The sequence below is a fragment of the Desulfobulbus oligotrophicus genome, from assembly GCF_016446285.1.
GTDB classification, from domain to species: domain Bacteria; phylum Desulfobacterota; class Desulfobulbia; order Desulfobulbales; family Desulfobulbaceae; genus Desulfobulbus; species Desulfobulbus oligotrophicus.
This window is the reverse complement of the sequence record NZ_CP054140.1, coordinates 477319-503289: the sequence shown is the minus strand read 5'-3', so window position 1 is coordinate 503289 and position 25971 is coordinate 477319. Positions and strand designations below refer to the sequence as shown.

Below are 25971 nucleotides of genomic sequence, written 5' to 3'. Positions count from 1 at the left end.
TATCACACGATTGTACAATCTTAAAGCCAATCCGGCGGACTGAACCTATGTACTGGGAACCTGAACGAGAGTGTATGACCAGGGAGGACCTGGAGCAGCTTCAGTTGGAGCGACTTCAGTCCACGCTGTATCGCGTGGGCACCAATGTCCCCTTTTATAAGAAACGGTTTGATCAATGTAAGTTTAATTACGACGACATCCGATCTGTGGATGATCTTCGCCGGCTGCCGTTTACGGAAAAGCAGGATCTGCGTGACAACTATCCCTACGGGCTGTTTGCCGTACCGCTGCGGGATGTGATCCGGCTGCATTCTTCGTCGGGTACTTCCGGTCAGGCCACGGTGGTCGGCTATACAGGGAACGATATCCGCACCTGGTCGAATCTGGTGGCCCGGGTGGCGACTGCCGCCGGGGTCACGAAAAATGACGTCATCCAGATCGCCTTTGGTTACGGTCTTTTTACCGGCGGCTTTGGTTTGCATTACGGTTCCGAGCTCATCGGTGCCTCGGTTATCCCGATCTCTTCCGGAAACACCAACCGCCAGATTCAGATCATGCAGGACTTTAAAACCACGGCTCTGGTCTGTACCCCGTCCTATGCCCTGGTCATGGCGGATACCATGATGGAGATGGGCATTAATCCCAACGGGCTGGCGCTCCGTTACGGTCTGTTTGGCGGTGAGCCTTGGTCAGAGGCCATGCGGAGGGAGATCAACCAGAAGCTCGGTATTCTCGCCACAGACAACTATGGGCTGTCCGAGGTCATGGGGCCGGGTGTCTCGGGTGAATGTCAGGAGTGTAATGGTCTTCACATGAACGAAGATCATTTTCTTTTTGAAATCCTCGATCCTGACACCCTGGAACCGGTGCCCGAAGGTGAGGTGGGGGAGCTGGTGATCACCACCTTGACCAAAGAGGCGTTTCCCATGATCCGTTACCGGACCAGGGATCTGACCCGTTTAATCCCCGAACCCTGCCCCTGCGGCCGCACTTTGCGGCGAATGGAGCGTGTCATGGGGCGTTCCGATGACATGCTGATTATCAAGGGTGTCAACATCTTCCCGGTGCAGATTGAAAAGGTGCTGTTTGAGATTGAAGGCACTGAACCCCATTATCAGATCATCATCGAACGGGAAAATCATGCCGACAAGATGACGGTTCTGGTGGAGGTGATGGAGTCGATCTTCTTCGATGAGATGAAAAAACAGCGCCGGATGATTGATTTTATAAAGAGTCGTCTGGCCGCTGAGGTGGGGGTCCATGTTGATGTTAAACTGGTGGAGGAGAAGACGTTAGAGCGCTCCGAAGGAAAGGCCAAACGGGTCCTTGATAAAAGAAGACTGTAAAAAAGGGGACATCACAGAAAAAGATTGGACAACTGACGGAAAAAGATGCTTATGTGTGCAGTGGTCCGACTGCTCTTATGTATGTCGATGATGAAAATGGATGTGACGGCTTTGCAGACTGTTCTGTTGAAAACCGGTGTTCTTGTCTGCCCAATGGTGCCTGTTGTTCACAGGTGGAGTCGTTTTACTCTCAACGCAGGAAAAAGGTGAACTGTATGAAATCGTATCTATCGGGTCTCGTCGTGCTGCTCCTCGTGGTTGGCCCGGTTATGGCTGCAGATCAGCCGGTGGAGTTAAAGAGCGAAGAACAGAAGTTAAGCTATGCCATGGGACTTGATCTTGGCGAGTATTTCAAGGGGTTGGAGGAGAAATTCGACCTCAACGTGCTGCAGCAGGGGATTCATCACGGCTATACCGGGGAAAAACCGCTGCTGACGCCTGAGGAGGCGGCCACAGTGCAGCAGGACTTTGCCAAACGGCAGCAGGAGAAGCAGATCCAGAAGACAGCCGTCATGGTTCAGAAAAACCGGAAGGCGGCAGAAGAGTTTTTAAAGGCAAATAAAACAAAGGAAGGTGTCATTGAAACCAAGTCCGGCCTCCAGTACAAGGTGATTAAAAAGGGGACCGGTACCAAGCCTACTCCGGAGGACATCGTCAGAGTGCAGTACAAGGGAAGCCTGATTGACGGTAATGAATTCGACAGCTCCTACAAACGTAATGAGCCGGCAGAGTTTCAGGTCGGTCAGGTGATTGCCGGCTGGCAGGAGGCAATGCCGCTGATGCCGACAGGGTCAACCTTTGAGCTGTATATTCCACCGGATCTGGCATACGGTGACCGTGGTGCTCCACCGGTGATTGAGCCCGGTTCCATGCTTATATTCCAGGTTGAACTGCTTGAGATTCTGCCGCCGATGACCGAGGCTGAAAAGGAGAAGTAAGGTCTGTGTGCTCCATCATAAAAGAAGATCTTTTTTGAACATGAAGTCACCACAATGGATCATGGTTACCAAGAGATCACATCTGTCTTGCTTCGGAGGCAAGCTATGGGTGACGGTACAAAGAAAAAGAAGAAATGCTGTGAAGCATATCTGAAAAAAGGAACGATGTGTTCCAACTGTCCTCTGCAGGCTGAAGAGGACAAGAAGGACAAGAAGGACAAGAAGGACAAGAAGGACAAGAAGAAAGAGAAAAAAGAGAAGAAGGATAAGAAGAAGAGTATAAAGAAATAATTCCAACAGCGATGGTTTTTGGAGCCGGACATTCGTCAGAGTGTCCGGCTTTTTTTATATCGGCACCCGTTGTACAGGGCGTTGGTCCTGCCTCGTCTCTGCTGCGGTTATGCAGAGGCCTGCGAAAGGGTGGCCTGCAGCCCGCTGAGCAGCACAAATCTTCCCAAAGTATGCACTGTGCAGGGCAGGCAGGCAACGAACAGGGGGTTTGCGCATAAACCGCCGGACAGATATATCTCTTCCGGTTCATGGGCAAAGCGATAGGCATTGAGGGCAATACCGCGCACAAAGCCGGCCACAGCTTCGGCCTCAGAGGCGCCGGCAATGATTGCGTCGAAGATATGACTCATGCCGAGAACTCCGCAGGTAACGGAAAAACCAGTGGTCGGAGGGGAGATTGCAGCATAGTTGAGATTGTAATAGGTGGACAGCAGTTCGATTGTAAACCCCATGGAAGCGCCACACTCGGCGTTCCATCCCATATCCGCCACTTTGCCGTCGTGAAAGCGGACGAACTTGATATCACGGCTCCCGCAGTCAAGCAGGACAAAATCCGGCCGTTTGATCAGAGCATATCCGCCCCGGGCCAGCGCTGTCAGTTCGTTGATGCTGCGCCTGCTTCTCCGACCGGCATTATGGCCGGTGGCCAGGTCTGCCATAAAAGAAGAGGGCAGTTCTTTGGTGGGAATAATGCGGGGACCGTCTTTTTTGTCGGTGTCCAGGATCTTACTGTAGGAGGTACCAAAATCGGCTAACAGCATCAGGGTGTACGTGTCTTACGGCCCGGAACAATCCCGGAGAGTTCGAGGAAAGCCTCTATTTTCGCGCGCGTGGAGCTGGAGGGGGTAACATCGCAGTCCACAGCGATGGCTCGGGGATGTCTGTCTGCCAGACGTTTAGCCAGGGCTGATTTCGCGCAAAATGATTGCGAGAAAAAGACCATGGGAATGGACGGATCAACCACATGCTCCAGTTCGAGGTCTGCCGGAGTTTTGTTTTCCATGCATCGGGTCCAGCCAAAGACGTGGGTGGTCTCCGGAAAAAGATCAAGCAGGGCAAAATCCCGCGGCGGCACCCCCCAAAATCCGCAGCTTGGTTGACAGGGCGGGATCGGTGCGTGCGGTGCGGCAGACTGGACACCCTTGGTGATCCTGCTCACCTTTTCCATCAGCGGCATACGGCTGGTACAAAGCGGATACCCGAAAGAACGGGTGTCCTGGTTGCGGGTAGGGGTAACCGGCACATGGAGCAGATCAGCGAGGATGCCTGCAACATGGAGGGCGCAGTCGCACTTTCCCGGCCCGACATCAATATAGACGTGCTCAAGGGGGAGATGCAGGCTGTTGAGCAGAACAGTGCGTAAGATCGCGCAGTACACCCTGGGGATATAGGCCGCTGTCTGGTCGATGGGGGCCCGCACTTGCGGCTCATCAAGGTCAACGATGCGGTCGCCGTCACGGTTTATCTTTTCAATAATAGCCAGCGGTGGAACACCGACTATACCTATCAATCGGGACATATCAGGTATCCTCACGCAACAGCAGGAACACACCGAGGCTGCCGACCAGAAGATGTATGGGGAGTGCCGCAGCCAGGGGCGGTATGTAGTTTGCCCTAGCCAATGACTGTAAAATTGTATAGGCACCCCAGCAAAGGAAGGCCATACTGCAGCTGACCGGGACAGCCAGTGACAGATCCCGGCCCCATCTGCGGTAGATAATCAGCAGCATGGGCAGGCCGAGTAAAAGCAGCGGCAGGCCGAGCAGCGTGTAGGAGATGCGTCCGTAAAAGTCTGCCCACGCCTTGTTGCGGTCTTCTTTTGAATGGGCATCCTGTGTCTCTTTGTACAGTTGCACAAGGGAGAGCTCCATGGAGCGGTAGGCAGGCACAAAAAAATCCTCGGGTTGTTCAGGAAAAGTGAAACGCTGTTCCTGAAAGACCTTGGCGGAGTAACGGCCGTTGCCGACGGTATCCTGCACCTGGCCATTGTACAGGGTCCAGCCGTTCTCATCCCACAGTGCGGTCCGGGCGGCAATCAGTGTTTTTGTCGCATAGTCTTTCTGCCAGATCATATAGGAAAAGTTGTTGAATACATTTTTTTGCGGGTCAGGTCGCGAGAAGGAATAAAATCCGTCCTGGCCACGGTAATAGTAGCGGCCGTTACGGTAGATACCCAAAGGTGTCTTCCCCTTTACCTCGCGGTTCCAGATGTAGTTGGTGGTCGAGTTCGTACGGGGGAGCACGAATTGATCCATGGCAAGGAAGAGAAGAACACAGGCCAGGGTAGCTCCGATGATCGGTTTGACAATGGTTTTGAGCGGAATCCCGCAGGCCTTAAGAGCAATGAGCTCGTTGCTGTGGCTCAGCATTCCTAAGGTAACGACTCCGGCCAGAAGCAGACAGACCGGACTCATCATGTCGATGATAAAGGGGATATTGAACAGAAAATACTGGCCGATTAACGCGAAGGACTTACCTTTTTCTACGAAATTATCAATCTTTTCAAAGAAATCAATCAGCAGGTAGATGCTGATGAAACTGGTGAGAAGTAGACCGAGGTTACGAAAGAAATGCAGAAGAATGTAACGATGCAACAAGATCATGAAACAGCCGCGTACTCCATCGGGGTGGGAGAGTGGTGAACAGGCCACGGTTTGGCAAGGTATTGCTCGTGAAGTTGTACATCTGTTGTGTACCCTGTGGGCCGTGTTCAGTCAAGCAATAGAGAACAGGTTTGTGGCATGGATGCAGACCTTTATTCAAAAGACGTGCTTGCGCTTCTTGGTGTCTGTGTGTAAGCTTCGTCTTTCGTTTTTATTGGTGACGCATGACAGTTGACATGGGGAACGATTAAATGTTGGTGTTGTCTACTTTTACTCAGCACGGGGAAATCCTCCTGCCGGGTACAGCAACAGCGACAAAAAGATGGTGGATCCCCCTTTTTCGCCGGCCGATGGTTTTGCCTGGTCAGTGTTTTTTTCTTAAACGAAAACAAAGGTTCTGACCTTTGGTCTCGAATATGCAGAAACGACTTGAAAAAATTGCCGACAACAATATTACGCGCAGTGCCAGTAAAAATTCGGCGATAGCTCGTCTCAACGGCTTCTGGTCTGTCTTTGAACGAAGTGATACGGTTTTGATAGCCATTAACGCCGATCCGGATGCCATTGCCTCTGCCATGGCACTCAAGCGTTTACTCAGCTATCGGGTGCAGAGTGTGACCATCGGTCACCCCAATGAAATCCGCCGCCTCAACAACCTGACCATGGTGGACCGGTTGAAGGTTCCCATGGAACGGCTCCACACCCTGTCCGCCAAGGACTACAGCAAAAAAATCCTGCTCGATTCCCAGCCCAATCATCTTGCCTGCTTTGAAAGGATGACATTTGATGTGGTGATCGATCATCACCCGGTGACCACCGGCTGGGATGCGGCCTTTATCGATATTCGGCCCGAGTACGGTGCTGTCTCTTCCATGATGGTGGAGTACCTCAGAGCAGCCGGTATTAAGCCTTCAGTCGCCCTGGCTACTGCCCTGTTTTACGGGATCAAGGTTGATACCCAGAATTTTCAGAAGCACAATATGCAGATAGCGGATGGCATCAGTTTTCGTTATCTGTTTAACATCGCCAACCTGAACCTGGTGCGCAAGTTCGAGCTGACCGAACTGCGTCGCTCCGAGCTCCGGTACTTTCGTACCGCACTCAATGAACTCAAGGTCAGCAAGCGGCGGGCCTATGTGCACCTCGGCAAGGTGAGCACACCTGATATCCTGGTGATTATCGCTGATTTTTTTAATCGGGTAGAGGGGTTTGACTGGGTCATTGTTTCCGGTGTTCATGTGGAGAAGCTGGTGGTCATTTTTCGCTGTGACGGCTACCGAAAAAATGCCGGTAAGCTTGCCAAGACCACTTTCGGCCGCTTTGGTCCCGCCGGCGGGCACCGGGAGGCAGCGCGGGCGGAAACACCCATCAAGAATCTGGGGTTGCGTGAAAATCAGGAGTTCACAACAAATACGCTTATACGTCTTATTACTCAGCACGTTAAATAGTTTTTAACGGCACAGAGTGTCCCCCTATCGGTTTCGCATCGGAGTCGGCAGATATTCCTTGCACCTTACGGCAGGTAGAGCATATTATGGGGCTGTAATGCTCATCATGCATGGCGTTTGATGATCAGTGCCAAGTGCTGCGGCCGTTGAACGTAACGAATATTCTTTTGCACGGTGCCTTATGTATAGACCTTCGACTTTGGCGATGATTCTGGCAGGCGGGCGTGTCGATGAATTGGGCGTGCTGACTCACTATCGTCCCAAATCCGCTGTACCCTTCGGCGGTTTTGCCCGCGTTATTGATTTTCCACTCTCCAATCTGCTCCAGTCCGGGATTGAGCGGGTTGCCATTCTCAGTCAGTATCGTTCGTACTCTCTGATCAACCATATTGGTACCGGGGCCGCCTGGGACATGATCGGCCGTAATCGCGGTATCTCCATCCTGCCGCCGTTTAAAGATTACGACAACTCATACTGGTACCGAGGCTCTGCCGACGCAGTCTACCAGAACCTTGACTTCATTCAGTATCACGATCCGTCGGTTATCCTGATTCTCTCCGGCGACCATATCTATCAGATGGATTATCGCAAGATGATCCGTTACCATAACGAACAGGATGCTGATCTCACCGCTGCTTTTATTGAAGTGCCGCCGGAGTCTGCCTCTCGTTTCGGTGTGGCCGAAATTGCCGATGAAGGGCCGGTCGGCGGCCGGGTGCTCTCCTATGAAGAGAAACCAACCTCACCTAAGGGCTGCTGGGCTTCGCTCACCGTGTTCTGTTTCCGGCCGGAGGTGCTGTATAAAGAACTGGAAAAAAACCAACAGACCGACTCGTACGAGTTCGGCCGCGATATCATCCCGAAGATGATGGAGCAGCACTATAAGATCTGTGGCTACAAGTTTAACGGGTACTGGGGGTACACCCGTACCATTGATGAGTACTGGCAGACCTCGATGGATCTGCTCGGTCCGGAACCAAAGATCGATCTTGAGGCCTGGGGCCTTCGTACCAACCTGTGTCATCGGAATATCGGCGATCGTCAACCGGTGAAGATCGGGCCTCATGGGGTGCTCGACAACTCCATGGTCTACAACGGCAGTATTATTGAAGGGACTGTGCGCAACTCGATTATCTTCCCCGGCGTCCATGTCAAGGCCGGGGCAGAGGTCAACGATTCGATCATTTTTTTCGATAACATCATCCATCCTGGAGCCAAGTTACATCGCATGGTCAGTGACGTGAACACTGTGTTCAACCGTAACGTCCGTGTCGGTGCACCAAACTGCGAAAAGCCGAGTCGGATCACGGTCATCGGTTGGAACAACAATATTCCCGAAGACCAGCAGATCGGCTGCGGTTGCCGGGTCGATCCGCGAATAGCACCGGAGAAGTGGCCGAAAACAAAACTCGAAGATGGGGAGGAGCTGAGATGAGAGAAAGCGGTGATGCCCTTGTTCTTCTCCTGGCCGGCGGGATCGGTAGCCGGCTGAACCTGCTGGTCGGTCGTCGGGCCAAACCTGCTGTACCGTTTGGCGGTATTTACCGGATTATTGATTTCAGCCTGTCCAATGTGATGAACTCCGGTCTGACAAGGGTGGGCGTGCTGACCCAGTACAAGCCGTTGTCACTCATGGCGCACATTGGCGATGGTGCTGCCTGGGACTTTACCGGCCGTACCCGGGGCATCAAGATCCTGCCGCCCCGGACCGGTGAAAAAGACGCGGACTGGTATCAGGGCACCGCAGACGCCATCCGTCAGAATATTGATTTTATTCTTGCCAATCCCAGTGAACAGGTGGTTATCTTGTCCGGTGATCATATCTACCGGATGGACTTTGATGCCATGCTCTCCTATCACGAGCATAAACGGGCCGACATCACCATCGGCATGATGGTGGTCCCCAAAAAGGATATTCATCAGTTCGGTGCCGGCATCATTGACAATGAAAACCGGATCATCGACTGGGAAGAAAAACCCAAGGTACCGCGGACCAACCTCGCCTCCATGGGTATTTATGTGTTTGATACCGCCTACCTGCTCCGCACCCTGGCCCGGGATCGGCAAGAGGTGGATTTCGGTATGGATATCATCCCGCGGGCCATCAATGAAGACCGTGTCTATGCCTATCCCTTTTACGGCTACTGGCGCGATGTGGGGACAATCCAGTCCTATTGGGAAACCAATATGGATATTATCCGGGAAGATTCGGAATTTTCACCGGAGGAATGGGAGATCCGGCCCAATCCGGAATACGGCGACCACCCCATGGATCGGGCTCCGGCCCGCTTTCTGTCCGGCAGCAAGGTGAGTTCATCGCTTATCTCTGCAGGCTGTGTGATTGAAGGCACGGTCACCAACTCTGTGCTTTCACCGGGAGTATGGGTAGGGAAGGATGCAGTGGTCTCCAACTCCGTGGTCTTTGATGACTGCGTTATTGAAAAGAACGCGGTTGTTGATTTGGCGATTCTCGATAAACGGGTTCGGGTTGAAGCCGGTGCGGTGATTGGTTATGGTGACAACCTCACGGTGGTTAACCGGACATATCCCAAACATCTGTACACCGGTATCACCCTGATCGGCAAAGAGGCGCGCATTGCTCAGGATATGCGTATCGGTCGCAACTGCACAGTGAGTTTCGGGTACCATGAAGAGTCGTTTAATGGCAGCAAGGTGCTGGCAGACGGGCAATCGGCCTGAATAAGGCGAGGGATACTCTTTGTACAAAACAGCAGCCACAATTTGCGTCATTCACAGCTCATCAACAAACAGATAGAACATGCTCCAGTAGCTCAGTAGGATAGAGCACAGGATTCCTAATCCTGGTGCCGCAGGTTCGAATCCTGCCTGGAGCACCAATAAACAAGGGCCAAAGCTCAAAGAAACAGAGCTTTGGCCCTTTCTTTTTAATTGCATTTTAGCTGTGGTTAGCATGTTTTTACCCCAGTGAGCAGTGTTTTTCAAAAAATTGCGCCCAAAATGGCTACCATCACCAAGAGAAAAAGAAAGAAAGGTACGGTGTATAAGGCGGAGATCAGGTTGCAAGGTCATCCCTGTCTTTCACAGACCTTTGATCGCCTGTCAGACGCTCAGCGCCGGGTAGAGGAAACGGAGGGAATTATTCGATCTGGTGGGAGGGCGAATTGCTATAGTTATCTGGCATGCCCTCTTTACGGCCCAGCTCCCTGTTGATCTTGCCCGTTGTTGAAGGACATCCTGTTAAGCGAGTATATTCCTTGACGGAGGTGTTCGATGAAACCGGAAACAAAATCAAGCAAGATCAGGCAGCGGTATTCCCAGCAGTACAAGACAGAAGCACTGGCCCTTGCCGAAAAGGTAGGTGTTTCGGCAGCCGTCAGGCAATTGGGGCTTCATGAAAGCCAGCTGTATTCCTGGCGAAGCAAGGCTCGTCTTGCAGCAGATCGCAGCGGTGTGGAAGAACGGCTTCTTGTAGAAAACGCTCGCCTCAAGCGGCAGTTGGCGGAGCAGTCCGAGGAGTTGGCCATCATAAAAAAGGCCGCAGCGTACTTCGCCAAGGGCCTGAAGTGAAGTACGCTTTTATGCAGAACTATTCCGAGGAATTCAAGAGTACTTCCATGAGTCGCGTGCTGGGCGTCTCTCGCAGTGGATTCTACCGCTGGCGGCAGCGAGGAGAACAGCCCACACGACGACAGCAACAGCGCACGGTTCTTGATAAACTGGTTGCCAATGCTTTTTTTGCCCGGAAAATGCGGTCAGGCTCGCCCAGGCTGGTTCTGGATCTGTACGACCAGGGCCATGCGTATGATCGCAAAACAGTGGCAGCGAGCATGAAACGGCAGAATCTGCGGGCCAAGGCTCCAAACCAGAAGTGGGCAAGTGATATAACCTATCTCTGGACAGCTGAAGGCTGGCTGTACCTTGCCGTGCTTATAGATCTCTTTTCACGACAGGTGGTAGGCTGGGCTTTAGCAGAGCGCATGACCGCCGATCTTGTTTGCCAGGCTTTGCAGATGGCGCTCTGGCGGCGAAACATGCCCAAGGGGGTCGTCCTGCACTCAGATCGAGGCAGCCAATACTGCTCTGCCGCATACCAACGTCTCGTCATGAAACATCATCTGGTCGCCGGCATGAGCGCCAAGGGCAACTGCTACGATAATGCCTGTGCTGAGAGTTTCTTTCACACCATGAAGGTGGAGGCCATCCACGGTGAACACTTTGCCACTCGCAAAGAGATGCGCCACACCGTGTTTGAATATATTGAAGTTGATTACAACCGCATTCGCCGCCATAGTGCCAATGGTCGCATCAGCCCCATGGTGCTTGAAGCTCTCAAAGCAGCTTAACAGGATGTCCACGCAAAACGGGCAGGATCAGTTTGATCTATTCCGTTTCGCTGATAATTGCCCGGACCTTAGCCAGAACTTCACTAACCACCTCATCCTGGGCATTTTCAGCGAATTGTACCCCTCTTGCCACGAAATCGATCATCTTGACCTGATGGCACAGCGCAACACCTGTGATTTTCTTGCCGACCAAAGGAACCTCAAAAGCATGTCCTCGTATCCTGCTGGTTATCGGTGCAACCATGGCCAATTGGACGGTTTTATTAAAGGCCTTCGGTGAAAGAACCAAAGTTGGCCTCTTTCCCATCTGTTCATGTCCCGCAGCCGGATCAAAATCTGTCCACACCACATCCCCTCTGTTCGGGATATATTTTTTCATCACCAGATTTCCTTGCCGACCGGTTCGTCATCGAGCCATTGACGATTTTCATCATCCAGGGCTAAAAGCTTCGGAGAACACCCGCTCAACAATTCTTTCAACGAGTATTCTTTGGTCTGAATCACCGGCGTGATGACAATTTTACCATCAACAGCCTCAATGCTGATTTCCTGATCGACCCTGAGCTTTCCGGCCTCGGCAATACTTTTTGGGATTCTGACTCCCAGAGAGTTTCCCCATTTCTTGACCACTAACTGCATATCGTCACCTTATTTGGAAAGTATATACAACGTATAAACATATATACTGTTTATTCGCATATGTGTCAATAAGGTGGGGGCGCCCAGAGGTGGCTCCACTTGTCTGAACAAGATTTTCTAATTTTTAAGTGAAATCTCTGTCCATAGTTACGCTGCCTGTTGGACCGCCGGCCGCATCGCGGTATACGCCTCGTTAGGCGTTTTTCTCTTTATTTTGGAGTGTGGTCGACAGCGGTTGTACCAGTCGAAATAACGTATGATCGATCTGCGGGCCTCGACGACGGAGTCATAGGCATGGAGATACACTTCTTCGTACTTGACTGACTTCCACAATCGTTCCACAAACACGTTGTCCCGCCAGGCGCCCCGGCCATCCATGCTGAGCTTGCATCCGCGGTCTTTGACCGCCCGGACAAATTCCTCGGCAGTGAACTGGCTCCCCTGGTCGGTGTTAATGATCTCAGGCGTACCATGGCGGGTGAACGCCTCCTGCAGAACATCGACAGCATGGCAGGCCTCCAGGGTGATGGCGATCTTGGCCGCCAGCACTTTCCGGCTGGCCCAGTCAACCACGGCTGTGAGATAAACAAAGCCTTTGGCCATCGGGATATAGGTCGTATCCAGCGCCCAGACCTGATTGGCTCGGTCGATCCTCATCCCCCGCATGAGATAGGGATATACCTTGTGACCAAGGTGTTTCTTGCTGGTTCCCGGTTTCCGGTACAGCGCCTCGATGCCCATGCGTTTCATCAGCGTACCCACATGCCTGCGGCCAACTTTAATACCGGCTCGATCAACCTGATCACGCAACATGCGGGCGCCCATGAACGGGCGCTCCAGATGCAACTCGTCCAGGCGGCGCATCAACTCCAAATCGGCCTTCGCAACAGGCCTGGGACGATAATAGAGGCTGCTGCGACTGATGCCAACCAACTTGGCCTGTCTTGTCACAGAGAGTTTGTGAGTGCGGTCAATTATCGCTTTGCGCTCAGCAGTCCCACCCTGGTGAGCGCGCTTTCTAAAAAATCGTTTTCCAGCGTTAATTGCCCGATCTTGGCGTGCAGTGCCTTCAGGTCAACTTCCGGCTTGGCCGGGGATTTATCGAAAATATTTGAGGCGCCCTCGCTTAATTGCCGTTCCCAGGTGGTGATCTGGTTGGGGTGGACCTCGAACTGCTGGGCTAATTCGTCGGCCGTGAAAAAGCCTCAATAGGCTGAAATATATAGATAAAAATTGAAAAATATAGCATTGTAAATTGCAGGATATTGCACCTTTCCCCTTCAATTTCTGGTGATTTACGATGCAGCCGAAGAAGCAGATTTCCAGTCCCCAGCTGGACATGTTCCGCAACCGTTTGGAGAGCATTCTCAACCACCGACATGAATTGTACCGGCTGAGTGGGCTGATTGACTGGGGAGTTTTTGAGTGCGAGTTTGGCAAGCTGTATTCGGAAGACGGTCGGCCGGGGCTCCCGATTCGTTTGCTCGTAGGCCTGACCTACCTGAGTCATGCGTTCAACACGTCGGACGAAGAGACGGTACGGCGGTGGGTGGAGAATCCCTACCACCAATACTTCTGCGGCGAAGAATACTTCCGACATGAGTTGCCGATCGATCCGTCTTCGTTGAGTCGCTGGCGAAAACGGATAGGCGAACAGGGATCGGAATTGATCCTGAAGCTGAGTGTGCAGGCAGGTTTGGCGAGCGGAGCGGTGGCGCCGGCCAGTTTGAAGCGGGTCATTGTTGACACGACCGTGCAGGAAAAGGCGGTCGCGTTTCCGACCGATTCACGTCTGTACAATCGAAGCCGTGAACGGTTGGTTAAGCTGGCAGCGGCGTGGGGCATTCGTCTTCGGCAGAGTTACTCCCGCCTTGGACGTCAGGCTTTGTTGAAGGTTGGCCGGTATCTCCATGCCCGTCAGCGGCGCAGAGCCGGTCGTGAGATCAAGCGGTTGAAGACCTATTTGGGCAGGGTCTACCGGGACATTGTGCGCAAGATCGAAGACCAGCAGGCTCTTCGCCCCGTGTTTCTTCCGGAACTTGCCCTGGCCGAACGGTTGTTGACCCAACAACGGCAGGACAAGAACAAGCTCTACAGCCTGCACGCGCCGGAAGTGGAATGCATTGGCAAAGGCAAGGCGCACAAGAAGTACGAGTTCGGGGTCAAGGTGAGCGTGGCGACCACCAATCGCGACAACTTCGTGGTGGGGATGTTGGCCGAACCTGGCAACCCCTATGATGGGCACACCCTGGCCAGGGCGATTGAGCAGGTGCAACGGATCACCGGCTGCACCGTTCAACGCAGTTTTGTCGACCGGGGCTACCGTGGTCACAAGATCAAAGAACCCCAGGTGTTGATCTCCGGTCGCAGGCGGGGAATGACACCGCAGATGAAGAAGGAACTCAAGAGACGCAGCGCCGTTGAGCCGGTGATCGGCCATATGAAGGCGGATGGCAAGCTTGGACGCAATTACCTGCTGGGTGAGTTGGGCGATAAAATCAATGCCCTGCTCTGTGGAGCAGGGCACAATATCCGTCTGATCCTCAAGAAGTTGAGGGAAAAATTGCTGCTTCTTTTTGTCGAATTGTTTTTGGCTCTCTGGAGCCGCCCCGATTGGCAGAAGAACGGTGCCTGATCATCCGCTCTGGCAAAATGAAAAAGGCTTTTTCAAGGACGACTAATTCAGCCAATGTTTTGTCACCGGCTATCGCTGCCAAGGCCACTTTTGCTTTAAATGCTGCTGAATGTTTCCGCCTCGTTCCTTTTGCCATTTTCTGCTCCATGTTGTGCCCATCGTTGGGCGTTAGTGGTAGCAGATTTTCCACTTAAGGGCTTGTCCAAATTTCCGAGACCACTTCTAACCCCTTTTGTTTTTACAATCTGTTCCGTATGCAATTGGAGTTTTTGTCCTCTTACTGTCTTTCCGGACGGTTGCTAAAACAAAGGAAATTTCGTCAGAGCAGGCTGATAGTCAAACGAATAAACCTACGGTGGCATAAGGGCTCACTATCATATGACAGCTCATAACTTATCTCTACCTTCTCGCAGTTTCCGCAATTGGTCTTCAAGTAGTTTTTCTTTTGGTGATTGGACTTCCTGATAATACGTCAGAGACTTTTGGAACATCTCCTCAGCTTTCTCAAGCTCACCGCGGATCCAGTATAGGATACCGAGATTGTTGTAGTTATCTGCCATGCCCTCTTTATAGCCAAGTTCCTTATGGATGGTCAGAGACTTTTCTTGCATCTTTTCAGCTTTCTCCAGCTCATCGCGGGTGCAGTATACGTTACCGAGGTTGCCGTAGTTATTTGCTATACCCTCTTTACGACCTAGCTCCTTATTGATGGTCAGTGCCTCTTGGTACATCTCCTCAGCTTTCTCCAGCTCACCTCGGGTTATGTATACAAGACCGAGGTTGCCCAAGGCAGCCGCTGTTTCTACAGTCTTATTTTCAGTACCATTTAGATGCAGCCATTTTTCAAGAACCCAGGTGGCAGAAGCTAGATCACCGGTGCGGTAAAAGAATTCAAAGCCGATAGATAATATCCGTAGGTCCACCGTCTCACTGACAAGTCTGGTCAGCTTTTCTCGTGCAAACTCGATCTTTCCTTCCAGTGCCAGTTTCGCAGCATTTTCGGCAGATTGTAACTGCTCGGCTTCCAGTCGTAACCGAAACATTTCAGCGTCGTCCTTCGCCTTCTCTGCCTCCTCTGTTTTTTGTAAAGTTATCTTTTGGGCCTTCTCAACCTCCTTGAGCGCAGCCATTGGCAGTACTACTTGTTCAGAACCCTGATCTGCCCTCGGCAACTCACCTTTTGCATAAGCCCTGAGATGTTTGTCAACCTCCTCTGCAAAGTTTTCAGGGGAGTCGAAATATCGGTAGAGTACCGTTCTTGTCTCTTCCAACTGTTTTCTGAAGTCCATAACTTTTTGTAACTGAGGCCCGGGGTCAGCTTCAGATAGAGCATCAACAAATTTGAAGAAAACAAAAATTTCAGGTTTGCCTTCGTGCTGCCAACGCTTTAATGCCCGGTAAAATTCCTCTTCTGTATAAGATGAATAGGGCTCGGCATCAGGAGCCTCTTGCCCCCAGCGTCTGTACATGGCGAGAATAAACACGTCACAACTGTCGATTTCTCGATTGATCACCCCCTGGGGCCGGCGTCCGGTGGAGGCTAGCACTTCCTCCCATCCCAAAGGTATATACTTCACATTGGCGCCGTCACCGAACCCATCGTTGAGGCTTGAATCGTCTCTCTGAATTTTTTACGCTCTTCTGTCAGATCCCCTGGTGAAGCAATAAAAACTCTGATCTCTCTTTTCATGGAAGTATCCATTCTCATTGTTCCGGTGTTTGTGCACTATCTTGACACCGTATGTAATGAACTGATTAATTTCAGCAGAACAGTGATGTATGTCTGCAAGAACAAGAAGACTATACTGATGCGTCATAGCGCATACACATTGAACAGACAAGCCTGTGACAGGCGCATATCCGCCACAGTCAGCAAACGCTGTTCACCCTGTCCGACCAACACGTCAGATCGGTCTCATTGCTGCAGTGGCGCCTGCAGTCAGATAAGCCAGTAAAGAGCCGGTAGGGTTACAAAGGCCAGGGCCAGGCCCAAACTGACAAGTGCTGCCGCCAGTTCCGGATGCATATCTGCTGCAATGGCGACGGCTCCGGCAGTCACCATCGGCGGCATCCCGGCCTCAAAAATCGCAATCTCTGTTGCTAAACCCTTTAACCCCAGTATATGACAGCCGGCCAGGGCAAAGATCGGGGCAAGGGCCATTTTGACGACCAGGCCGAACCCCAGCGGATAGAGGACACCCGAGCTGATTCGTATGTTTAATTGAAAACCAATGGCAACCATCACCAGAGGTGTCAGCATATCAGCCATGATCTGCAACTGTCTGACAAGTAGATCGGGGTACTCCCACGAACGCAGCGCCAGGCCGAGCACCAGAGCAATGGTGGGCGGGAAGAGCAGGGCCTGGCGCACTATCTGAGCGTACCTGACCTGGCCCCTGGATCCGTAAATTGCCAGGATAACCGATCCATAGGTGACAAAGATGAGCAGGGTGCCGAGTTGATCGTACATAATAAGATAGGGGATACCGGCCTCTCCGAAAAAGGCGTTGACCATGGGTAACCCCATGAAGGAGGTGTTGCCAACGGGTATCACAAGCAGCAGAACACCGATGGTCTCCCGTGACCATTTGTATCTTCTGGCACCAAGGAGGATCAGAAGAACAGAAAACGGCAGCATTGACCATGCCACCGCAATGGGGACGATCATATCGGTGGAGATGTTGAGTTGCGGTATCTTAAGCAGGATCACAGCCGGTAAGGCAACATAGAGGACAAACAGGTTGAGCACCTGTGCAGTTTGCCCGGGAAATGCCTTGATATGGCGGAATAACCAGCCAAGACCGACAAAAAATAAGATAAGAAGAAAGTTATCCATGGAGTCTGCACGTCTGCGAAAGATCTGCTCGCGACCGGCCCACGATGGAATAGGCCTGGCAGGGTGGGTCACCGACAATCAGGTCCAGAGCTCGATTGTCTACAAGGGCGTTCACCTGTCGAAAAATATCAGAAAGTGTTCCGACACCAATTTTAGCATTGATGACAGACTTTATCACCTGCTCAGGCACATGTTCATAGAGTTTCGAGCGACTGATGTTGCCGTTCAGATAGTCCGCATACAGCTTGGTGCGTCCATGTTCCTGTAGCCAGTGATATGCCATGCGTGTGCGCAGGGTGAAGCACGCCGCCTGATCAGACTCGACATGTGCGACCGGATTGACCCCGGCCTGGATAAAGCCTTCGGACAACTCCCCGGCACTGGGGAACAAGTCAAGAAAGTTCAGCTCCCGGCTCATGATGAAATCTCCGTTTTTTCTCTATCCACCTGAATTACATACGATCCATCGGTACGAGCAAACCTGGTTCCAGGGGAGGATGGCCTGTGGTTTTCTGTGACCAAGTTTTGTTGTCCAGTGTTTGTTATCAGCAGATACACCGTCCTGTTTCAGCAGTACTGTCTAATATATTTATAGAATTTATCAAATAAATCCTGATCTTTAATCGTATATATCACCTGAATTATATTGTACGGAGTTACTTTGGACTTTTCGTTTTCCAACCCTGATATTTTACCAGGGTAGATGCGATTGCTCCGGCAGCTACTTCAGCCAGCCGCTGAGCATCTCCCGTTTGTGGCCAAACCCCTTGTTGCGCTGCATGGTAAAGCCGGCATTTTGCAGTCCGCGGCGGACAAAACCAGCACTGGTAAAGGTGGCCAGAGTGGCATCAGGCGCAGACAGCCGTGCCAGCTGAGTAAAGAGTTGGTCGGTCCACATGTCAGGGTTTTTAGCCGGTGCAAAACCATCCAGAAACCAGGCGTTTACCCTGGTCCTGGTATCCAACCGGGCCAGCTGCTCGCGGGCATCGCCGATCAGCAGGCTGAGCTGTACACGGTTGTTGTCCAGACAGATACTTTGCACACCATCCAGCAGGTGTCGGTACACAGACGCCAGCTGCTGGGCCGGCTCGTCCAGTTCCGGCCAGAGAGCAAGCGCTCGGCTAAGATCAGCCGGTTGCAGGGGGAATTTTTCCACACTGATAAAGTGCAGCCGGGCATCGTGTACTGCCTGTTGGCGAAACAGCTGCCAGGTGCAGAGAAAGTTCAGCCCGGTGCCAAAACCGGTTTCACCGATCACCATACAGTCACCATCTTGTAGCCGAGCAAAACGCTCTGCCAGCCGGTTGTGCTGCAGAAAGACGTAGTGGGTTTCTTCCAGTCCCGACAGGCTGGAGAAGTATACATCGTTATAGGTACTGGACAGTGGCCGGCCCTGGTCGTCCCATTCCAGCCGGGCGTATGTGATGGACATGGCAGCTGCCTACAAGTGAAAAGCGGATACTGTGTAGCGCTTAATGCTGAAGGTCAGCTGAACTGTCGCCCGCATAGCGATCTGTCGGTGGCCAGAGCAATTTATTGAGCTATACTCGGCAGTCGAACAATAGTCGAATTCTCACGATTCAAGCCGTTTTAAAATTTTCAAGCAATGCTCATTATCAGGATCTTTCTTGTTACCGGATCTAGCGATATCGAACGCTCTGTTTTCATTGCCGATATTTAGGTAGAGCCATGCCAAACGTGAGCAATCAGTTGCATCTAAATTTTCTAGATAACCACTCATCTGTTCAGCCGTTCTGGCAATTAGCTGCTTGACCTCATCCGACCCATCACCCATCCCTCGGTTCTTCAGTTCACGTAGTCGACTATTGATTTTATTAGCCACAACGCCGATTAAACTGGGGGTGGTTGTCGAGAGTGTCGCGATCTCAGTCAATGCATGAATTTCCCCGATAAGATCACCCATTGTATGACATAGATCAGCTAACCAGCTCCACGCACGTTCACGTTCACTATTATCGGTGCTTTCCAGATAGCGATTGACGTAGGTCTTAATTCTGGATGATGCACCAACCTCGCCGCCAATTTCACCTAGCAACTGGGCGATACGGAGGTTTGCGAGAGGTACCCTTGTCGCCAAGTATTCCAAAATTGGAATCATTTTTTCGATACTTGAAGCATCATCACTAGCTTCACGAGCAGCCGACTTGATTAGGATATCGATTCTTGGCATGACGCCGTGGCGCGACGATTCTTTGTCACCTGCTCCAAATTCCATCAGGACGTCTCTATCTGCTTCAACAGCGACCCTCAAAGGGCTAATCTTCAACTTTTTGCGACCGAAGCTCGCCGCAGCTAATGGAACCCCAACAAACATTTCGTTTTCGGATGCTGATGGAACCTCTTCAATTAGAGAAAACCGGCGAAGCTCTCGTATGGCCCCTTGAACATCGAACCGCTCATTGTCTGGACGTAAAACGACGGCCTCTACAGCAATTTCTGGTACAACGGACCGCCAACTTGACAACAATAAAAATACACGCTGTGCAGCCGGACTGAGACTAGCATAAGTTCGTTCAAACAGTGCTGTTAGAAGCTGGTCGGCACCAGCTACAATTCTTGCAGGCTTAACCGCTTTACGCTCATTAGCCACTTGTCCCAGTAAAACCTTTATTACGTAGGGATGCCCGTCAGACTCAGCAACGAGTTCGTGCTTGTATTGGTCTGGTATTAGATTTGATATTTCTAACCGCGTGGCTTCTTGATCAATGAGATCAAAAGCCTCCGAATCTGTCATTCCGCCAACATCTATTGGATAGTCACCCTGAAAATCTCGAAACCTAGTCGTAATGAGCACTTTGTTTGGCAGGCGAACGTGGGTGTCTATCCATGCAAATATGTCAGCCGGATCGTCAACAGTCTCAAAATTGTCAAGCACTACAAGTGTGCATCCTGCTGAACCGTGAGTTAGACATTTTTGAAAGAATTGGATTGGGTCAAACTCACTATCGCTGCGTTGTGATGGCTCCAACAGTTCTACTACAACATTTGAAATTGTCGATTTGCTGACAACCTTTGGAGTGACAGGCTTTGGTCCAGTATCCAATAGGTCGACGTCTCGTGAGCTTAACCAGAGAATAACCTCATATGGACAGCTTGACCCTTTGGCTATACGATTTATTACTTCCAGGGCGACAGTGGTTTTACCGATGCCACCTAAGCCAGTCAGTGTCACTATTGGATGCCGATCTTTCGTACGGAGCTCTGTTTCAAGATCACGCTCGATTTGATCCCGCTTAATATATCCGGAGGGGGGCTGTGGGAGGTTTGTGAAAGTATTTCCGAGCGTATCGAGATTCTGCTTACCCTCCGTATGGCTCGGTGGGAGTCTGCCTGGAGGTTTAGACCATGAAGTAGCGTCCCCTTGATCAATGTCGTTTGAAAAATATGACAGCAATTCGTAGGCTCTATCCCTATAATTGCCATTTGGTAAATAAATGTTCGGTATACCGGGTTTGGTTGAAATGAGTTTAACTTCAATTAGGGTGTCTAGGTTAAAGTATACACCGTCCTGTAAATTGTGGTCTCGTGTTGTTTTCAGATAATCAAACTCTGCACAGTCACCCAGCAGCTTAGAAACCCGGTATTTTCGTGATAGGTTGCGGTAAAGGTGTGCCCAATCGTGATTAAATAAGACATATTTTTCTAATACAAGGTCTACTGCTTGTTGAAGCTTCGGACATACGTCGTAACATTGATCACTAGTTGGTGTGCCGTGTCCTTTTGTTCGATTTCTTATCATTACACCAAACTCAAAGAATTGTCGTAATGCAACACGATGTCCTATTGAACCATCAAGTCCGAATGCGGTAGCAACGTCTGTAGCTAAGGAAACGACCTCATAGCGCCAGTCGCTTTTTGCTACCCGCTCGGTCAAATCGCGAGTTATGTGTCTGGCGTCTTGCCTAATGAATTGAGCTGGTGGACCTGTCAGTGCAGTGGTGAGAACTTCGACCCATTCACCAATTGAATTTGCTCGTATCAGCTTGTATTCTAGTGAGTATTTATTCCTATCTGTGTCCTCGGTTAGGCATGCAAGTACACCGAGGACGACGAGTTTTGTTACGTACTCGATTTGAGACATGAGTGCGTAGAAGTACGCTATATCACCTTCGTCCTTCTCAAAGTCAACGCGCTCTTGGATTTTCTCAAACAGTGGTCCTCGTTTCATATTTCTCCCCATTCTTCATACTAGTGTCCCGTGCGGTTAGTGTCGTCTTTTAATTTTGAGACCTTTTCAAGTATCACCGCTGCAGTCTTTGTCCATGTGAATGGCTTGGCCGATCTGTTATTGTGCTGCTTGATGAAGCGGTGGATTTCATCTCTGAGATCTTTGACACTTGTAAACACCCCTCGGTGGATGGCTCTGCGCTCCAGTTGGCCGAACCAGCTTTCAACCGCATTCAGCCATGATGCACTGGTTGGTGTGAAATGGAACGTAAACCGAGGGTGGGCCTTGAGCCATTGCATCACATCTGCCGTTTTATGGGTACTGCTGTTGTCCAGTATGACATGGAGGGCAACCTCGGCTGGAACGGCCCTATTCAACTGCCGCAAGAAGTCGAGAAACTCCTTGGCTCGATGCCTTTTGGTTGTTCGGCCAAGCACTTGTCCGGTTAAAATGTCGAAGGCAGCGTATAAATTGGTGGTGCCATTTCGTTTGTAATCATGCGTGCGACGCTCAATCTGGCCGGGCCGCATGGGCAACATTGGCTGGGTACGATCCAACGCTTGAATCTGCGTTTTCTCATCAACGGAAAACACAGCCGCATTTTCAGGTGGATTCATGTACAGGCCAACAATATCGATTACTTTTTCAGCAAAATTCGGATCATTGCTGATTTTGAAATTTTTAAGCCGATGCGGTTTTAAATCGGCTGCATTCCATATCTGTCGCACCTGCCACGTGGTGACCTTGGCGGCTTTGGCCATAAGGCGAACACTCCAATGGGTTGCCTCATGAGGAATGCACTCAACTGTCATCCGCAAAACTTCTTTGACCGTTGCATCGGTCAGTTTTTTGGGCTGGCCGCTACGAGGACGATCGACAAGCCCGTGGATGCCATACTCTTTAAATCGTTTCCTCCATCGATAGATTGTACGAAAAGTTGTCCCTAATTCGACAATCAAATCCTCGGCAGTTTTACCTGATGCCGTTAAGAGGATAATCTTGGCCCGAGATGCCAGATCTTGGGCTGTTTTCGGTGAGCGCAACAACGCCTCAAGGTCTTGGCGTTGTTCGTCTGTTATCGTAAATTTCTCGTGTTTGCGTGCCATACGGCACTATAACACAAAAAATATTAAAAGACTCTATTAACCGCACGGGACACTAGCGTGTCCGTCCATTCAATAGTGTGTAACAGCTGACCAGTTTCACCATGTCGGGCCACATAGATGGAATGATTTTTACATGATGTGACCATACTTGGCAATCAACATACCAGAAAAGTCTGTAGAAGTTCCATATTTCAACAAGATACATATACAAAATTGGAGTTGTGATATTAACAGCCGACGATGGATAGCAAGTCAGCATTTTGCTGATATTCAAAACTTAAATGATGCGTCACAGGTTACTCGCATTCACACAAATAGTACACACATCCGCATTCTCCAGAAGCTGTTGAGTCAGGTCATCCAGTTCCGGCCAGAGCGAGAGCGCCTGCCAAAGGTCGGTTGGTTGGAGGGGGGATTTTTCCACACTGATAAAGTGCAGTCGGGAACTGTGTGCTGCCTGTTGGCGAAACAGTTGCCAGGTGCAGAGAAAGTTCAGGCCAGTGCCAAAACCGGTTTCACCGATCACCATGCACTCACCAGCTTTCAGCTGTGCAAAACGTTCTGCCAGCTGGTTATGCTGCAAAAAGACGTAGCGGGTTTCCTCCAGTCCGGACAGTCTGGAGAAGTAGACATCGTTATAGGTACTGGAGAGTGGCTGGCCCTGGTCATCCCATTCCAGCCGGGCGTATGTGATGGACATGGCAGCTGCCTACAAGTGAAAGGCGGGTGTTATCGTGGTTATTTTGCGAGGAAGGGGCCCGCTTCTGATGAAGAGAGCAGTTCTCACCAGGGTATGATCAGAACCTGGTTTGGTTCAGATTCTGCAGCCCTGGCGAGAACAGGAACAGCGGGTACCCATATCTTCAGCACACAGTACCCAATTATCTTTTGGGGTGAATATAGATCATACGTTCTTCACGATCTGTCGGGCATCAGTCACTTCTGCGCTGTCAGCGTGAAGTAGCTTGTCATCAGGTTCCGATAGTTTGGAATGTGGTTGGAGAAGAGAGTACCGAGACCTTCAATGTCATTGCGCCAATCGCGGTGCAGTTCACAGGCCATACCAAACCAGTTTATCAACTGGGCACCGGCAGCCTGCATCCGCAACCAGGCTGTGTGCCGTGTGACGTCGTTAAACGTACCAGATGCATCGGTGACCACGAAGACCTCGTATCCTTCCTCAATAGCAGAGAGTGCAGGGAAGGCCACGCATACCTCTGTGACAATGCCTGCGATAATGAGCTGTTTACAGCCGGTTTTTTTGACTGCACTGACAAAATCTTCATTGTCCCACGCATTGATGTTACCGGGGCGGGCGATGTACGGTGCATTGGGAAATATCTCCTTCAGTTCCGGTACAAGAGGTCCGTTCGGGCCGTTTTCAAAACTGGTGGTGAGGATTGTTGGTAAGTTGAAGTACTTTCCACAAGCTGCAACAGCCAGCACGTTGTTTTTGAACTCACTTGGCGGAAAGTCCTGAACCAACGAAAAGAGACCTACCTGGTGATCCACCAGCAGCAGAGCGGCATCGCCTTTGGAAAGCCGGTTGTACTTGAATGACGTACTCATGATTGTCTCCTTCTACAGTTAGTTTATCGATCCGGATTGGATCGGGTTTGATGCCCAACATGATGCTGACCAGTACAATGTTTTTCAGTGGCTGATTGAGCATTTTGTTGGACTGTCCTTTCTGCTTCAGTACAGGTAGACATCCTGTGTTGTTTTAATACAATCTTCCTCCAGCCTGTGTGGTTTTTCAGAAACAGTGATCGTATCTGCTTGTAATAAATCAGTATCTTTTGCAGCAATGCAGAAGTTTCCTTATAACTCGGCACCTTTGGTAAGTACTGCATTACTTCAGCATTTCCCGTAAGCTGTCCGTCTCAGGCAAGTCGGCTTGACTGCACTGTCAGGCGGTCTGATGTGGAAGCTGACTGGATTTCAGGGCGTGGTGTCTTGTCTCTTCATCAACGAGCATCCGCAGCTTTTTAAAGAACGATGTCGCGTCTGTATATTTTTTGCCGTAGTGAAGGTTAAAGGCATAATCGAAGTCTTCGGGGTTGGCTCCCTGATTGTGCTGAATGATGGTCTCAAGTTTATCAAGTGCTTTTACAGACCTGGCTTCAGGAGTCTGTCCACTTTCGTACTCTTCCCAAAGGGAGAGAATTTCATCTCTCAGATTGATTGGCAGGGATTTTGTCAGAAATTGAAGATCTTCCCGCTCTATTTTTGTTTTATCCAGATTTTGATTTTGATGAATGGCCGGTATGTCGCCATGTATTGCTTCACCCAGATCATGGATAACGCATAGTTTTAATACCTTTAATAAGTCAACGACTTCCATCTGATCGGCAAAGACAATCGCCATCAGACACAGCCGCCATGTGTGTTCAGCAGTACTTTCCTGTCGGCCCTGGGATGTATGGGCAGAGCGCAGTACATTTTTGAGTCGCTCGACTTCTTTAATAAAGGAGATTCTTACAAGTAAATCGTTCATGGATGTATCCTGACAGTGGAACAGGTGGAGACAGTTTTACCTTGTCGGGCCATGGAGAGAAGATGCTTTTTATATGATGATGCCATACTGGACAATCAGCCTACCAGAAGGTCTGCAAAAGTTCCATACTTTACGAGGATACCTTGCAAGTGGACGTTGTGATGTCAACGGATAGTCCCGCAGGCGGATTGGCAATGTGGAACAGGGTGCTCTGCAGCACTTTTTGGGGTCAGGGGATAACGTAGAACAGGATCGCAAAATAATGCAGGATGCTGCCCGCCAGTACAAAGAGGTGCCAGATGGCGTGGTTGTACGGCAGACGGTGCCAGAGGTAAAAAACAATGCCGCCGGTATAGGCCAGCCCGCCGGCAAGGAGCAACCAGAGGCCTCCATGGCCGAAGTTGTGCAGCATCGGTCGAACGGCAACCACCACGGCCCACCCCATGCTCACATACAGACCGATCATGACTTTTCTGTATCGCCGTAACCGGGTTGTTTCGATCACAATGCCCACAATGGCCAGTGTCCAGATCACCGCGAACAGCCACCAGCCCCATACACCTTGCAGGTTGACCAGTGTGATGGGCGTGTAGGTACCGGCAATGAGAACCAGGATGGCGGAGTGGTCCAGGATGCGCAGCAGCGCCTTTGCCTGTTGATGAAAGACGGCGTGGTAAAGAGTGGAGATAAGGTACAGCAGGATAAGGGCAGCACCGAAAACAGAGCAGCTCACCACATGCCGGGTTGTGCCGTACAGGTTTGCACAGACAATAAGCACGATCAGACCGATAACGGCAAGCACCGTACCCACGCCGTGGGTAAGGCTGTTTGCTCTTTCTTCCGCCCTGGTATACCGCGGGGAATGTTGGTGCTTCATGTGCGGGTGGAACGAGGTATCATGCCTGTGCACCTTCTGGTGATGCACGTGCATGCAGGACTGTTGCGGATCGTTTCAGGAGATGTCGTCTTCCACCGGATCGTCGAGGTCAGATTCGGTCACAGTCTGTTCTTTTTCGAGTTTACGTTGTTTCTTGACCTCTTTTTTACGCTGTTTTTCCAGTTCGCGCAGCCTTTTTTCCTGTTTATAATTTGTTCGTTTGGTCACATATCCTCCCCTG

General features: G+C 50.9%; 22 protein-coding genes, 1 tRNA gene and 3 pseudogenes. 9 read left to right on the top strand and 17 right to left on the bottom strand.

What is annotated here, in order from left to right; genetic code table 11:
• Positions 1 to 47: 47 nt before the first annotated feature.
• The 3 genes from HP555_RS02280 (at position 48) to HP555_RS02270 (ending at position 2575) form a co-directional block, all read left to right on the top strand.
• A complete protein-coding gene (locus HP555_RS02280; RefSeq protein WP_199263604.1) occupies positions 48 to 1346 on the top strand; it encodes a phenylacetate--CoA ligase family protein in 1299 nt (432 codons plus the stop codon).
• Positions 1347 to 1561: 215 nt separating this feature from the next.
• Complete coding sequence (locus HP555_RS02275) at positions 1562 to 2284, top strand: FKBP-type peptidyl-prolyl cis-trans isomerase (protein ID WP_199263603.1); 723 nt, start codon at positions 1562 to 1564, stop codon at positions 2282 to 2284.
• Between the two features lie 105 nt (positions 2285 to 2389).
• Positions 2390 to 2575 (top strand): hypothetical protein, encoded by a 186-nt coding sequence (locus HP555_RS02270; RefSeq protein WP_199263602.1) that lies wholly within the window; start codon positions 2390 to 2392, stop codon positions 2573 to 2575.
• A gap of 107 nt (positions 2576 to 2682) precedes the next feature.
• On the opposite strand, the gene HP555_RS02265 is transcribed toward HP555_RS02270, so the two are convergent.
• The 3 genes from HP555_RS02265 to HP555_RS02255 are packed head-to-tail and all read right to left on the bottom strand — an operon-like array spanning position 2683 to position 5178.
• A complete protein-coding gene (locus HP555_RS02265) occupies positions 2683 to 3336 on the bottom strand; it encodes an ATPase (RefSeq protein ID WP_199263601.1) in 654 nt (217 codons plus the stop codon).
• Positions 3336 to 4094 (bottom strand): hypothetical protein, encoded by a 759-nt coding sequence (locus tag HP555_RS02260; RefSeq protein WP_199263600.1) that lies wholly within the window; start codon positions 4092 to 4094, stop codon positions 3336 to 3338. The genes HP555_RS02265 and HP555_RS02260 overlap by 1 nt, the downstream gene beginning before the upstream one ends.
• A 1-nt stretch (position 4095) precedes the next feature.
• Positions 4096 to 5178 (bottom strand): LptF/LptG family permease, encoded by a 1083-nt coding sequence (locus HP555_RS02255; protein WP_199263599.1) that lies wholly within the window; start codon positions 5176 to 5178, stop codon positions 4096 to 4098.
• Positions 5179 to 5594: 416 nt separating this feature from the next.
• Here HP555_RS02255 and HP555_RS02250 point away from each other — a divergent pair, with 416 nt between their 5' ends.
• The 5 genes from HP555_RS02250 (at position 5595) to HP555_RS02230 (ending at position 10951) form a co-directional block, all read left to right on the top strand.
• A complete protein-coding gene (locus HP555_RS02250; RefSeq protein WP_199263598.1) occupies positions 5595 to 6626 on the top strand; it encodes a DHH family phosphoesterase in 1032 nt (343 codons plus the stop codon).
• 181 nt (positions 6627 to 6807) lie between these two features.
• On the top strand, positions 6808 to 8061 hold the full coding sequence (locus HP555_RS02245; protein WP_199263597.1) for a glucose-1-phosphate adenylyltransferase family protein: 1254 nt from the start codon (positions 6808 to 6810) through the stop codon (positions 8059 to 8061).
• The gene (locus HP555_RS02240) at positions 8058 to 9326 is read left to right on the top strand and encodes a glucose-1-phosphate adenylyltransferase family protein (RefSeq protein ID WP_199263596.1); all 1269 of its coding nucleotides are present in this window, start codon (positions 8058 to 8060) and stop codon (positions 9324 to 9326) included. Before HP555_RS02245 ends, HP555_RS02240 begins: the two co-directional genes overlap by 4 nt.
• An 81-nt stretch (positions 9327 to 9407) precedes the next feature.
• Positions 9408 to 9484 (top strand) — tRNA-Arg (locus HP555_RS02235).
• Positions 9485 to 9878: 394 nt separating this feature from the next.
• A protein-coding gene (locus tag HP555_RS02230) for an IS3 family transposase (protein WP_408639832.1) occupies positions 9879 to 10951 on the top strand; the annotation gives its coding sequence in 2 pieces (ribosomal slippage) (positions 9879 to 10134 and positions 10134 to 10951; 1074 coding nt in all).
• 37 nt (positions 10952 to 10988) lie between these two features.
• Here HP555_RS02230 and HP555_RS02225 read toward each other — a convergent pair.
• The 3 genes and pseudogenes from HP555_RS02225 to HP555_RS02215 form a co-directional block, all read right to left on the bottom strand.
• The gene (locus HP555_RS02225) at positions 10989 to 11330 is read right to left on the bottom strand and encodes a type II toxin-antitoxin system PemK/MazF family toxin (RefSeq protein ID WP_199263594.1); all 342 of its coding nucleotides are present in this window, start codon (positions 11328 to 11330) and stop codon (positions 10989 to 10991) included.
• Positions 11330 to 11590: an AbrB/MazE/SpoVT family DNA-binding domain-containing protein gene (locus HP555_RS02220; RefSeq protein WP_199263593.1), complete on the bottom strand. Its 261-nt coding sequence runs from the start codon at positions 11588 to 11590 to the stop codon at positions 11330 to 11332. Before HP555_RS02220 ends, HP555_RS02225 begins: the two co-directional genes overlap by 1 nt.
• A gap of 147 nt (positions 11591 to 11737) precedes the next feature.
• Positions 11738 to 12786, bottom strand: a pseudogene (locus tag HP555_RS02215) (IS3 family transposase); the annotation flags it as partial.
• A gap of 104 nt (positions 12787 to 12890) precedes the next feature.
• Here HP555_RS02215 and HP555_RS02210 point away from each other — a divergent pair.
• Positions 12891 to 14225, top strand: a complete 1335-nt coding sequence (locus tag HP555_RS02210; RefSeq protein WP_199263592.1) for an IS5 family transposase — start codon at positions 12891 to 12893, stop codon at positions 14223 to 14225.
• 386 nt (positions 14226 to 14611) lie between these two features.
• Here HP555_RS02210 and HP555_RS02205 read toward each other — a convergent pair whose 3' ends face one another.
• The 11 genes and pseudogenes from HP555_RS02205 to HP555_RS02155 all read right to left on the bottom strand — a co-directional run bounded on the left by HP555_RS02205 (position 14612) and on the right by HP555_RS02155 (position 25958).
• Entirely contained in the window at positions 14612 to 15802 is a 1191-nt protein-coding gene (locus HP555_RS02205) for a tetratricopeptide repeat protein (protein ID WP_199263591.1), read from the bottom strand.
• A gap of 362 nt (positions 15803 to 16164) precedes the next feature.
• Complete coding sequence (locus tag HP555_RS02200; protein WP_199263590.1) at positions 16165 to 17061, bottom strand: AEC family transporter; 897 nt, start codon at positions 17059 to 17061, stop codon at positions 16165 to 16167.
• Positions 17054 to 17479, bottom strand: a complete 426-nt coding sequence (locus HP555_RS02195; RefSeq protein WP_199263589.1) for a DNA cytosine methyltransferase — start codon at positions 17477 to 17479, stop codon at positions 17054 to 17056. Before HP555_RS02195 ends, HP555_RS02200 begins: the two co-directional genes overlap by 8 nt.
• A 315-nt stretch (positions 17480 to 17794) precedes the next feature.
• Positions 17795 to 18493: pseudogene (gene mnmD / locus HP555_RS02190) on the bottom strand (tRNA (5-methylaminomethyl-2-thiouridine)(34)-methyltransferase MnmD); the annotation flags it as partial.
• 141 nt (positions 18494 to 18634) lie between these two features.
• Positions 18635 to 21250 (bottom strand): NB-ARC domain-containing protein, encoded by a 2616-nt coding sequence (locus HP555_RS02185; protein ID WP_199263587.1) that lies wholly within the window; start codon positions 21248 to 21250, stop codon positions 18635 to 18637.
• Between the two features lie 20 nt (positions 21251 to 21270).
• A complete protein-coding gene (locus HP555_RS02180) occupies positions 21271 to 22356 on the bottom strand; it encodes an IS630 family transposase (protein ID WP_199261861.1) in 1086 nt (361 codons plus the stop codon).
• Between the two features lie 337 nt (positions 22357 to 22693).
• Positions 22694 to 23056 (bottom strand): annotated as a pseudogene (locus tag HP555_RS02175) (bifunctional tRNA (5-methylaminomethyl-2-thiouridine)(34)-methyltransferase MnmD/FAD-dependent 5-carboxymethylaminomethyl-2-thiouridine(34) oxidoreductase MnmC); the annotation flags it as partial.
• Positions 23057 to 23292: 236 nt separating this feature from the next.
• Complete coding sequence (ycaC, locus tag HP555_RS02170; RefSeq protein ID WP_199263585.1) at positions 23293 to 23925, bottom strand: isochorismate family cysteine hydrolase YcaC; 633 nt, start codon at positions 23923 to 23925, stop codon at positions 23293 to 23295.
• Positions 23926 to 24265: 340 nt separating this feature from the next.
• Complete coding sequence (locus HP555_RS02165; protein WP_199263584.1) at positions 24266 to 24853, bottom strand: HD domain-containing protein; 588 nt, start codon at positions 24851 to 24853, stop codon at positions 24266 to 24268.
• 229 nt (positions 24854 to 25082) lie between these two features.
• Positions 25083 to 25730, bottom strand: a complete 648-nt coding sequence (gene trhA, locus HP555_RS02160; RefSeq protein ID WP_199264465.1) for a PAQR family membrane homeostasis protein TrhA — start codon at positions 25728 to 25730, stop codon at positions 25083 to 25085.
• Between the two features lie 75 nt (positions 25731 to 25805).
• Positions 25806 to 25958 (bottom strand): hypothetical protein, encoded by a 153-nt coding sequence (locus HP555_RS02155; protein ID WP_199263583.1) that lies wholly within the window; start codon positions 25956 to 25958, stop codon positions 25806 to 25808.
• Positions 25959 to 25971: the final 13 nt, after the last annotated feature.

Bases quoted from the DNA above. Each gene is read 5' to 3' on its own strand.
- HP555_RS02280 (WP_199263604.1), top strand. From the start codon at position 48: ATGTACTGGGAACCTGAACGAGAGTGTATGACCAGGGAGGACCTGGAG.
- HP555_RS02275 (WP_199263603.1), top strand. From the start codon at position 1,562: ATGAAATCGTATCTATCGGGTCTCGTCGTGCTGCTCCTCGTGGTTGGC.
- HP555_RS02270 (WP_199263602.1), top strand. From the start codon at position 2,390: ATGGGTGACGGTACAAAGAAAAAGAAGAAATGCTGTGAAGCATATCTG.
- HP555_RS02265 (WP_199263601.1), bottom strand. From the start codon at position 3,336: ATGCTGTTAGCCGATTTTGGTACCTCCTACAGTAAGATCCTGGACACC.
- HP555_RS02260 (WP_199263600.1), bottom strand. From the start codon at position 4,094: ATGTCCCGATTGATAGGTATAGTCGGTGTTCCACCGCTGGCTATTATT.
- HP555_RS02255 (WP_199263599.1), bottom strand. From the start codon at position 5,178: ATGATCTTGTTGCATCGTTACATTCTTCTGCATTTCTTTCGTAACCTC.
- HP555_RS02250 (WP_199263598.1), top strand. From the start codon at position 5,595: ATGCAGAAACGACTTGAAAAAATTGCCGACAACAATATTACGCGCAGT.
- HP555_RS02245 (WP_199263597.1), top strand. From the start codon at position 6,808: ATGTATAGACCTTCGACTTTGGCGATGATTCTGGCAGGCGGGCGTGTC.
- HP555_RS02240 (WP_199263596.1), top strand. From the start codon at position 8,058: ATGAGAGAAAGCGGTGATGCCCTTGTTCTTCTCCTGGCCGGCGGGATC.
- HP555_RS02225 (WP_199263594.1), bottom strand. From the start codon at position 11,330: ATGAAAAAATATATCCCGAACAGAGGGGATGTGGTGTGGACAGATTTT.
- HP555_RS02220 (WP_199263593.1), bottom strand. From the start codon at position 11,590: ATGCAGTTAGTGGTCAAGAAATGGGGAAACTCTCTGGGAGTCAGAATC.
- HP555_RS02210 (WP_199263592.1), top strand. From the start codon at position 12,891: ATGCAGCCGAAGAAGCAGATTTCCAGTCCCCAGCTGGACATGTTCCGC.
- HP555_RS02200 (WP_199263590.1), bottom strand. From the start codon at position 17,061: ATGGATAACTTTCTTCTTATCTTATTTTTTGTCGGTCTTGGCTGGTTA.
- HP555_RS02195 (WP_199263589.1), bottom strand. From the start codon at position 17,479: ATGAGCCGGGAGCTGAACTTTCTTGACTTGTTCCCCAGTGCCGGGGAG.
- HP555_RS02185 (WP_199263587.1), bottom strand. From the start codon at position 21,250: ATGAAACGAGGACCACTGTTTGAGAAAATCCAAGAGCGCGTTGACTTT.
- HP555_RS02180 (WP_199261861.1), bottom strand. From the start codon at position 22,356: ATGGCACGCAAACACGAGAAATTTACGATAACAGACGAACAACGCCAA.
- ycaC (WP_199263585.1), bottom strand. From the start codon at position 23,925: ATGAGTACGTCATTCAAGTACAACCGGCTTTCCAAAGGCGATGCCGCT.
- HP555_RS02165 (WP_199263584.1), bottom strand. From the start codon at position 24,853: ATGAACGATTTACTTGTAAGAATCTCCTTTATTAAAGAAGTCGAGCGA.
- trhA (WP_199264465.1), bottom strand. From the start codon at position 25,730: ATGAAGCACCAACATTCCCCGCGGTATACCAGGGCGGAAGAAAGAGCA.